Source organism: Clostridium sp. AF23-6LB, assembly GCF_003461085.1.
GTDB lineage: Bacteria > Bacillota > Clostridia > Lachnospirales > Lachnospiraceae > Coprococcus > Coprococcus ammoniilyticus.
Genome location: NZ_QTWK01000006.1, coordinates 37,950 through 48,122 on the forward strand (window position 1 = coordinate 37,950; position 10,173 = coordinate 48,122).

Sequence of the window (10,173 nt, forward strand, 5' to 3'; positions counted from 1 at the left end):
TCATTTATATGGTTTATTTTATTTCACAGCGTTTATCTGTGCTTTTATAAAGAAGTTAGTATTCGTATCGTATTTTATTATTTTAAAACAGACATTCGCTTATATCGTTTATTTGAATACAGTGCGCTGTCTGCCTGGCTTAACAGATCCTCAATCTTGATATTCGGATCGCAGGAAAATTCCGATACACCGACACTCATTTCGATATAATATGGTTTGCCACAGGTTTCATTTAATTCATTGGACAATTCCTGAATCCTTGCCTGTACAGTCTTAGGAAAATCAGGATCATCAATGAAAGCAAAACATACAAACTCATCACCGCCGATTCGACCGACAATGTCACTCGCCCGGAAACTTGTCATCAGGATATTTGCAATATTCTTTAAAGCAAAATCTCCATCGTTGTGTCCGAATTTATCGTTTACGATCTTTAAGCTATCCATGTCTGCAAACAGTAGCATTGCCTTACGTCCATGATTGGCAGGTTTATTGATCAGGTATTCTACTTTTTCCATTAATCCACGTCTGTTATTGACGCCGGTCAGTTCATCGGAGGTAGACAGGTGATTTAACAGCTCATTTTTTTCATGGATCTCATTTAAGGACATTACTAATTGTTCTTTTGTCTGGATCTGTTCTTTTAAAAGTGATAAATATTTAAAAGAAGCCCCAAGATGAAGAGAAGTTGTATAAATGTGTCCAAAGTGATCTACATCTGTATTACATACAAACAGACCATGATGTTGTTCATTTGTAAAAATAGGAACAATAACAGCGGTAAATCTATCTTCAAACCCGGTATATTCATTGTCAAAGATATCGGTAGATGCAATACGACGTGTTTCACCTGATAAAACAGCTGTATGTTTTGGATTGTAAAAAGCTTGAAGATACAAAGTATCCGGCGTTTTCCAGCTTCCGTCCGGTTGAATGGCGACGGGTTCATCATACGCATATAAATAAGATGCTGCAAATCCAAGGTCTTTTAATTTAGCAAGCATAGATGAAAAGGTTTTTGCTGTATCGGTTCCATATGTAAGAGTATCTCTTGTAATATAGATTGAAGACCATGATCCCGTTTTGCTGTCATGTTCCTGTTGGTACAAAGAAGTTGACAAAAACTGTGCGATAGCACTTGTAATATGAGAATTTAGCCGATAGTATTCAGACCGTTTATCCGGATCGTTGATTAATGCTATGATGACACCGGAAAAACAACGGAATGAAAATGCAATATTGGTTACTGAAAAGAAACTTGTGACAGGAGATGACAATAATGACATCAGTTTGTCTACAATCAGATTCTTTGGATATGGTTTTGCCTTTGGTAAAACAGCAATTTCTATTATATCCTTCCAGATGCTGTTGATCTGATCAAGAACAATCGTACCAAAAAAGCTGTTTTTAATGTTGCCTAAAATAGAATCATCACAGTATTCCAGAATATCTGTTACAGTAGAGGAATTGTCAATCGGCATATGTTCGGTATTTTCATGCAGACTGCACCCACATGATAATCGTTTTACAAAGTGGGAATCCAAGACAGAAGAACAGAATTCGCCTGCCTTAATATCCTGAATGATCTTGCCAACGGCACGATAGCCCAATGCAGGGGTGTTCGCGTTTACGGTTGTAAGGGGTGGAACCATAGTTACGGAACCGGGAGAGTTGTCAAAACCGATTACACTGATATCAGCTCCGATTCGGATGTTACGGCTTTTCAATTCCTGATAGCCGCCGATAGCCATCTGATCGTTAGAGAAAATAATTGCATCAGCATCCGGATTATCATCAAGCAGTTTGCCGACAATCTCACGACTGTATTCAGAATAATCACCGTATACGATCATATCTTCGGTGATCGGTATGTTGTGAGCTTTCATTGTAGTTCGGTATACATTCAAACGTTCCAGAGCATCTTCATTTGTCTTTCTTCCGGCAACAAAACAGATATGCTTTCGGTTGTGATGAATAATCAGATGTTCGATGGCATCTCGAAGACCGGCAGTACTGTCGGTCTGTAAACAAGGATAACCTGAAACCTTAGATTCCAGAGTAAGGATCGGAATATCTTTAAAAGTATCCAAAAATGCTTCAATACTTTTTTGTGATATAAAAGATGCGATCGTGCCAACGGACACGATCAGGGCATCCAGATTTTCTTTTTTAGCATAATAAAAAACAGAGTTGTACTGATAATCATAAATTTCGTTTTCAGGATCGTTAAATGAAGCATTTAAAAACATGCCCGGAAAGACGATAAGATTCACGTCTAGCTCTTTCGCTGCGTATTCAGCTCCTTTACATATTTCATTTGCATATTCATTGTCGAGATGACATATGAATAATCCGATGTTTAATCTATTATTTGTCATACAACTACCTCTTGTTAACGAAAAAAACAGTTACTCTGCATATAACGTTATATTACCATAAATGGGAATCATTATCAAATTATATTTGATATTTATATAGTATTTTTCAAAAAAAAGAAACACGCTTTGCTGACAAATAAAATTGTGCCGAACAGAGACCTGTTTTGGGCTGGTATATTTGTGAGAATGGCTTCTTTACAAACAGAAATTAATCCCGTATAATTTATAAGAATCAATTGGCATGAAAATGCACTTTATAATGGATAAAACAGGAGGATTTTACAATGGATTACAAGAATGCCGGCGTTGATATTGAGGCAGGATATAAGTCAGTAGAACTTATGAAGAAGCACATCAAGACAACCATGAGACCAGAGGTATTAGGTGGTATCGGAGGTTTTGCTGGTGCGTTCAGTCTTGCAAAGATCAAAGAGATGAAAGAGCCTGTATTACTGTCTGGAACAGATGGATGCGGTACAAAAGTACAGCTTGCATATATCATGGATAAGCACGATACGATCGGAATCGATGCTGTGGCTATGTGTGTGAATGATATTGCATGTTCTGGTGGAGAACCTCTTTTCTTCCTGGATTATATAGCATGTGGTAAGAATTATCCGGAAAAGATCGCTACGATCGTAAGTGGTGTTGCAGAAGGCTGTAACCAGTCCGGCGCAGCTTTAGTTGGCGGCGAGACAGCAGAGCATCCGGGACTTATGCCGGAGAATGAGTATGACCTTGCAGGATTTGCTGTTGGTGTCGTAGAGAAGGATGAACTTATCACAGGAGAGAATATCAAAGCCGGAGATACATTGATCGGTATCGCTTCAAGCGGTGTACACAGCAATGGTTTTTCACTGGTTCGTAAAGTATTTGAGATGACAAAGGAATCTCTGGATACATATTATGATGAACTTGGAACAACACTTGGCGAAGCACTTCTTGCTCCGACAAGAATTTATGTAAAAGCATTAAAGGCAGTAAAGGATGCCGGTGTAATGATTAAGGGTTGCAGCCATATCACAGGCGGCGGTTTCTATGAGAACATTCCAAGAATGCTTCCGGACGGAGCTCGTGCGCAGGTGAAGAAGGACTCATATGAAGTGCCTGCTATATTCAAGCTCCTTGCAAAGAAGGGCGATATAGATGAGCATATGATGTACAATACATATAACATGGGAGTTGGTATGTGCCTTGCAATAGATCCTACAGATGCAGATAAGACAATAGCAGCTATAGAGAGTGCCGGAGACAAGGCATTTGTTCTCGGTACAGTAGTAGCCGGTGAAAAGGGAGTAGATTTATGCTAAGAATAGCAGTTCTGGTTTCCGGTGGCGGTACGAACTTACAGGCGATCATTGATGCAATCGCAGCAGGAAAGATCACAGACACCGAGATTGCAGCAGTTATCAGTAATAATAGAAATGCCTATGCACTGGAACGTGCAAAACAGGCAGGTATAAAAGATATCGTAGTATCACCAAAGGATTTTGAAACAAGAGATGTATTTAATGAGAACCTGTTGAAGATTTTACAGGAAGTGAATCCGGATCTGATCGTACTTGCGGGATACCTTGTAGTTATTCCGGAGATTGTGATTGATGCATTTGAGAACCGGATTATCAATATCCATCCTTCTCTGATTCCTGCTTTTTGTGGTACAGGCTATTATGGACTCAAGGTTCATGAGGCAGCGTTAAAAAGAGGTGTAAAAGTAGTAGGTGCTACGGTACATTTTGTAGATAAAGGAACCGATACCGGTCCGATCATTATGCAGAAAGCGGTTGCGGTACAAAACGGAGATACTCCGAAGGTGCTTCAGCAGAGAGTCATGGAGCAGGCAGAGTGGAATATTCTACCTGCTGCTATTGATAAGATTGCACATGGAAAGGTTCGGATCGAAGACGGCATAACAGTTGTAGAAGACTGACAGGAGGAAAACAAATGAAGATTTTAGTTGTAGGTGGCGGCGGAAGAGAGCATGCTATTATTACAAGTATTGCAAAGAGCAGTAAAGTAACAAAAATCTATTGTGCACCGGGAAATGCAGGTATTGCAGAATTGGCAGAATGTGTGGATATCGGTGTTATGGAATTTGATAAACTGGTTGATTTCGCAAAGAAGGAAGCAGTTGATCTTGCAGTTGTAGCTCCGGATGACCCGTTGGTTGCCGGTGCAGTTGATGCATTTGAAGCAGCGGGCATCCGTGCATTCGGTCCTCGAGCAAATGCAGCGATCATCGAAGGTTCAAAGGCATTTTCCAAGGATCTTATGAAAAAATACAATATACCTACAGCCGCATATGAGAATTTTACAGATGCAGAATCAGCACTTGCATATCTTGAAACGGCAAGCTTCCCGATCGTATTAAAAGCAGATGGACTGGCACTTGGTAAAGGTGTTCTGATCTGTAAGGATCTGGAAGAAGCAAAAGCCGGTGTAAAAGAGATCATGCTGGATAAGCATTTTGGAAATGCGGGAAATACTATGGTTATCGAGGAATTCATGACAGGACGTGAGGTGTCTGTTCTTGCGTTCTGTGATGGTACAACGATCAAACCTATGACATCCGCACAGGATCATAAGCGTGCACAGGACGGTGATCAAGGATTGAATACCGGTGGAATGGGAACATTTTCACCAAGCCCATTCTATACAGATGAGATCGCAGATTATTGCATGGAGAATATATACAAGCCTACAATGGCAGCCATGAAGGCAGAGAAAAGAGAATTCAAGGGTGTATTATTCTGCGGACTTATGATCACGCCACAGGGCGTAAAGGTACTGGAATATAATGCAAGATTTGGAGATCCGGAGGCGCAGGTTGTTCTTCCTAGAATGAAGAATGATATCATTGATGTATTTGAGGCGTGTATTGACGGAACTCTGGATCAGGTAGAACTTGAATTTGAAGACAACGCTGCTGTATGTGTAGTACTTGCATCTGACGGTTATCCGGTTTCCTATAAGAAAGGATATCCGATCTCAGGTCTAGAGACATTCAAAGACAAGGACGGATACTATGTATTCCATGCCGGAACTAAGTTTGAAGACGGCAAAGTTGTAACAAATGGCGGTCGTGTACTTGGAGTAACAGCTACAGGAAAGGATCTTCATGAAGCCCGTGCAAATGCATACAAGGCAACCGAGTGGATCACATTTGAGAATAAATATATGCGTCATGATATCGGTAAAGCGATTGATGAGTGTTAATTATTATTGAAAGATATACGAAAGAAAAAAGTCTCTGGGGAACATACTAATATATGGGAGCCGGGGACTTTTGTATCATAACAGAAGATAGTAGGCAGAAAATGTCATATACTATGAAAAAAGAGGTGACATAATTTGAAACTTCCGAACAGTGAAAAATTACAGGAAATATTAAAAGAAGCCAAACGGATATCCAAGAAGCTGGGGCAGAACTATATAGGAAGTGAACATCTGTTGATGGCACTTACCTTTGTCAGTGATACGGCACCGTTTGTTGTTTTACAGGAAAATGGAGTAACGATACAGTCGATCATTAATATCTTAAGCCAGATACCATTAGCCGGAGGAACCTTTGGCGCAGAGAAAAGCAAATATACAAAATCCGCAGAGTCGATTCTGGAGCTTGCGGGAAATGAAGCAAAACGTCTGGAAAGTACAGAGGTAGGAAGTGAGCATCTTCTGATTGCCATTTTGAAGCATCTGGATTGTACGGCGGTAAAAATCATACTGTCATTAAAGGCAAATATACAGAAAATATATGTAGACATCATGTCTGCATGTGGAGTGGATGGCAGTACGGCAAAGAAAGAATTTGTAAGTCTGAAAAAGGGAAAGAATAAATCCAAGGCATCGGCAACACCGACGTTGGATCAGTTCTCCAGAGATATGACGATGGATGCCCGTATGGGAAATCTAGATCCGGTTATAGGCAGAGAGAAAGAGATAGAGCGTGTGCTTCAGATTTTAAGCAGACGTATGAAGAACAACCCATGTATGGTTGGAGAACCGGGTGTAGGTAAGACTGCGGTAGCAGAGGGGATTGCTTACCTGATCGCTGCGGGAGATGTGCCGGATACAGTACGGGATAAGCGACTGTTGTCGCTAGATTTATCCAGTATGGTAGCGGGTTCCAAGTACCGTGGAGAATTTGAGGAACGGATCAAGAAGGTGATCGCAGAGGTAAAAAATGCCGGAAACGTCATTCTGTTTGTGGATGAGCTTCATACGATCATCGGAGCCGGTGGAGCAGAGGGAGCAATCGATGCATCTAATATCTTAAAACCATCCTTATCGCGCGGAGAGATCCAGATGATCGGAGCGACGACGCGTGCAGAATACAGAAAATATATAGAAAAGGATGCAGCGTTGGAGCGAAGATTTCAGCCGGTCTATGTGGAAGAGCCGACCAATGAAGAAACAGTAGAGATCTTAAAGGGACTTCGCTCTGCATACGAGGAACATCATCATGTAGAGATCAGTGATCAGGCACTGGAAGCAGCGGTATCATTATCGGTTCGATATATCAGTGACCGTTTCCTGCCGGATAAAGCTATTGATCTGATGGATGAAGCCTGTTCCAGAAAACGTCTGGGATTCGGAAAGAAGGCAAAGAAGACACTGCCATTGGAGCTTGAGATACAGGCGTTTTCCGATGATATTGAGAACCTTTTAGAGGCTGGAGATATTGATGAAGCGGCAGAACTGTTAAAGAAACAGAGAAAGCTGGAAACAAAGCTCGATAAAATGAAGCAGAATAAAAATGCGAAAAGTGTTGTAGTAGATGCAGAGGATATTGCGGATGTTGTATCTGTATGGACGAAGATTCCGGTAAACAAACTGACCGAACAGGAATCCAAACGTCTGGAACGTCTGGAAGAGGAGTTGTATAAGAGAGTTGTCGGTCAGAATGAGGCAGTTGATGCGGTAGCAAGGGCTATCAAGAGAAGCCGTGTAGGCTTAAAAGATCCAAAACGTCCGGTTGGTTCGTTCTTATTCCTTGGGCCTACCGGTGTAGGTAAGACTGAATTGTCGAAAGCTCTTGCAGAAGCAGTATTTGGCAGTGAGGACGCATTGATCCGTGTTGATATGTCGGAGTACATGGAGAAACACAGTGTGTCGAAGCTGATCGGGTCACCTCCGGGCTATGTTGGCTTTGAGGAAGGTGGACAGCTTAGTGAGAAGGTTCGTTCCAATCCATACTCTGTTATATTGTTTGATGAGATAGAAAAGGCACACAGTGATGTGTTTAATATATTATTACAGGTATTGGATGATGGACATATCACAGATTCTCAGGGCAGAAAAGTAGATTTTAAGAACACGATTATTATCATGACATCTAATACAGGCGCACAGAGGATTATTGATCCGAAGAAGCTTGGATTTGTTACCGCGTCAAATGCAGATACAGAGCACGAAGATATGAAGAAGAATGTTATGGATGAGGTAAAACAGAACTTCAAGCCGGAGTTCTTGAACCGTATTGACGACATTATCGTATTCCGTGCACTGACGGAGGAGGATGTAAGAAATATTTCGAATCTTCTATTAAAAGAATTAAAGCAGCGTGTTGCATCGCAGATGGAGATTCAGTTGAAGTTTGGAGATGCAGTTAAGAAACTGATCTTTGAGAAAGGCTACGATAAGAAATACGGAGCAAGACCGTTGAAACGTGCGATTCAGACGAATATAGAAGATGAGCTTGCAGAAGCAGTCTTAAAAGGTGAGATCAAACGGGGAGATACCGTTCAGGTGACTGTGCGCAACGATAAGGTGAAGTTTGTAGTAAAAAATGAACCTGAAAAGTAGTTGCTTCCAAATCTATAAAATAATTGTGAACTGATTATATTTGGTGTGGCAAAAGCCGGAGCATTATTGTATAATCAGATTATAAAAGTGCCGGGTAAGGCATGAGTATAATGTACAGGAGGATAAAAATGTCAGTAATCAACGATTTAATTAACATAGAGTCCGATTCACTGGATTTCGGAAATTATGAATTAGCAACAAAGACAAAGAAAGATGGTATTGAATATAAAGGTGATATCTATAAGATCAAGACTTTCAATGAGATCACCAAGCTTGAGAAGAATGGTATGTTTGTATATGAATCAGTACCGGGTACAGCAGTACATGGCTTCCGTTCATCAGAAGAAGATGTATCATTTATAGTAGAAGGAACAGAGACCTCATCTATTACACTGGAGCTGGAACCGGAAACAGATTACAAGATTCATATTGATGATATATATGTAGGAAAGAATAAAACAAATCTCGGTGGCAAGTTAAGCATCAGTGTAGATCTTGAGCCGGGCAGAGAAGTAAAGGTAGACGTCAGAAAAGCATTTGACTAGGAGTTTATATGGCAAAAGAAAAACAGATCTTTTTTTGCCGGGAATGTGGATTTGAGTCAGCAAAATGGATGGGACAGTGTCCGGGATGCAGATCCTGGAATACGTTCTGTGAAGAAAAAGTAACGGTAGGCGCCAGAAAACAGTCCGGAGGACGGACTGCTGTGGTGCCTACAAGTATTTTAGAAGTAAAAACGGCTGATGAGACAAGATTTTCCACAGGACTGGAAGAATTGAACAGAGTACTTGGAGGAGGAATCGTAAACGGTTCTCTTGTTTTGGTAGGGGGAGATCCCGGTATCGGTAAGTCGACAATCCTGCTTCAGATGTGCAGAAATCTATCAGCGGACGGTCATAAGATTCTTTATGTTTCAGGTGAGGAATCTTTGTCACAGATCAAGATGCGTGCGGAACGAATTGGTACATTTCAGAAGGATATGCTGCTTTTGTGTGTAAATAATCTGGAAGATGTAGAAGAATATGTCAAGAAAGACAAACCGAAGGTTATTGTTATCGACTCGATTCAGACAATAGTAGTAGAGGATATAGCATCGGCGCCGGGAAGCGTATCTCAGGTAAAAGAGGTAACAGCACGTTTGATGCAGATGGCAAAACAGATGGATATAGCGATCTTTATCGTTGGACATGTTACGAAGGAAGGAACGGTAGCAGGTCCGAGAAATCTGGAACATATGGTAGATACGGTGTTGTACTTTGAAGGCGATCGTAATGCAGGTTTCCGTATTCTTCGTGCGGTAAAGAACCGATTTGGCTCAACAAATGAGATTGGTGTATTTGAAATGCTTGAAACCGGCTTGTCAGAGGTGAATAATCCATCAAAGGTTATGCTGGCAGGTAGACCGCTTCAGACATCCGGTTCGGTTGTAGTATGTTCTTTAGAAGGAACCAGACCGATCCTGCTGGAGATCCAGGCACTGGTCTGCCAGACCAGCTTTAATCTGCCGAGACGTACAACAGTTGGTTTGGACTATAATCGTGTGAACCTTCTTCTTGCGGTACTTGAAAAGAGAGCGGGAATGGTGTTATCAGGAAGTGATGCATATGTCAATATAGCCGGTGGTATGCGGCTTGATGATCCGGCAGCAGATCTTGGAATTGTATTTGCACTTGTTTCCAGTTTTCGTAATCGTCCATTGGATGAGAGTATGGTCGTATTCGGTGAAGTAGGACTTTCAGGAGAAGTCCGTGGCGTATCCGCAGCAGAGCAGCGTGTAAGAGAAGCGGTAAAAATGGGATTCCAGACATGTATTATGCCAAAGACAAATGCAGAGCATCTTAAGAGTATAGAGGGCATAAAAGTAGTAGGAGTATCGAATATCAGTCAGGCGTTAGAGTACATATAAGATTGTATTTATTTTAATACAATTTTTGTCAAAAAAAGTGTTGACATCTGACGTCTGATTTAGTATTATATCAACTGTTCGCGG

General features: G+C 41.2%; 7 protein-coding genes. 6 read left to right on the forward strand and 1 reads right to left on the reverse strand.

The features are described from left to right. Nucleotides 1-77: 77 nt before the first annotated feature. Complete coding sequence (locus DWY07_RS13040) at nt 78-2,378, reverse strand: GGDEF domain-containing protein (RefSeq protein WP_117823580.1); 2,301 nt, start codon at nt 2,376-2,378, stop codon at nt 78-80. A gap of 284 nt (nt 2,379-2,662) precedes the next feature. Here DWY07_RS13040 and purM point away from each other — a divergent pair, with 284 nt between their 5' ends. The 6 genes from purM to radA all read left to right on the forward strand — a co-directional run bounded on the left by purM (nt 2,663) and on the right by radA (nt 10,089). After that, the gene (gene purM / locus DWY07_RS13045; RefSeq protein ID WP_021944047.1) at nt 2,663-3,688 is read left to right on the forward strand and encodes a phosphoribosylformylglycinamidine cyclo-ligase; all 1,026 of its coding nucleotides are present in this window, start codon (nt 2,663-2,665) and stop codon (nt 3,686-3,688) included. Then, the gene (gene purN / locus DWY07_RS13050; RefSeq protein WP_021944048.1) at nt 3,682-4,308 is read left to right on the forward strand and encodes a phosphoribosylglycinamide formyltransferase; all 627 of its coding nucleotides are present in this window, start codon (nt 3,682-3,684) and stop codon (nt 4,306-4,308) included. The genes purM and purN overlap by 7 nt, the downstream gene beginning before the upstream one ends. Nucleotides 4,309-4,322: 14 nt before the next feature. Beyond that, nucleotides 4,323-5,594 (forward strand): phosphoribosylamine--glycine ligase, encoded by a 1,272-nt coding sequence (purD, locus tag DWY07_RS13055; RefSeq protein ID WP_117823582.1) that lies wholly within the window; start codon nt 4,323-4,325, stop codon nt 5,592-5,594. 135 nt (nt 5,595-5,729) lie between these two features. After that, complete coding sequence (locus tag DWY07_RS13060; protein ID WP_117823584.1) at nt 5,730-8,183, forward strand: ATP-dependent Clp protease ATP-binding subunit; 2,454 nt, start codon at nt 5,730-5,732, stop codon at nt 8,181-8,183. Between the two features lie 128 nt (nt 8,184-8,311). Next, nucleotides 8,312-8,728, forward strand: a complete 417-nt coding sequence (locus DWY07_RS13065; RefSeq protein ID WP_021944051.1) for a hypothetical protein — start codon at nt 8,312-8,314, stop codon at nt 8,726-8,728. Nucleotides 8,729-8,736: 8 nt separating this feature from the next. Continuing rightward, entirely contained in the window at nt 8,737-10,089 is a 1,353-nt protein-coding gene (radA, locus tag DWY07_RS13070) for a DNA repair protein RadA (RefSeq protein WP_021944052.1), read from the forward strand. Nucleotides 10,090-10,173 lie beyond the last annotated feature (84 nt).

What these genes read in the sequence shown, in the direction of transcription:
- purN (WP_021944048.1), top strand. Translation starts at nt 3,682, where the DNA reads ATGCTAAGAATAGCAGTTCTGGTTTCCGGTGGCGGTACGAACTTACAG.
- DWY07_RS13065 (WP_021944051.1), top strand. Translation starts at nt 8,312, where the DNA reads ATGTCAGTAATCAACGATTTAATTAACATAGAGTCCGATTCACTGGAT.
- purM (WP_021944047.1), top strand. Translation starts at nt 2,663, where the DNA reads ATGGATTACAAGAATGCCGGCGTTGATATTGAGGCAGGATATAAGTCA.
- DWY07_RS13040 (WP_117823580.1), bottom strand. Translation starts at nt 2,378, where the DNA reads ATGACAAATAATAGATTAAACATCGGATTATTCATATGTCATCTCGAC.
- radA (WP_021944052.1), top strand. Translation starts at nt 8,737, where the DNA reads ATGGCAAAAGAAAAACAGATCTTTTTTTGCCGGGAATGTGGATTTGAG.
- purD (WP_117823582.1), top strand. Translation starts at nt 4,323, where the DNA reads ATGAAGATTTTAGTTGTAGGTGGCGGCGGAAGAGAGCATGCTATTATT.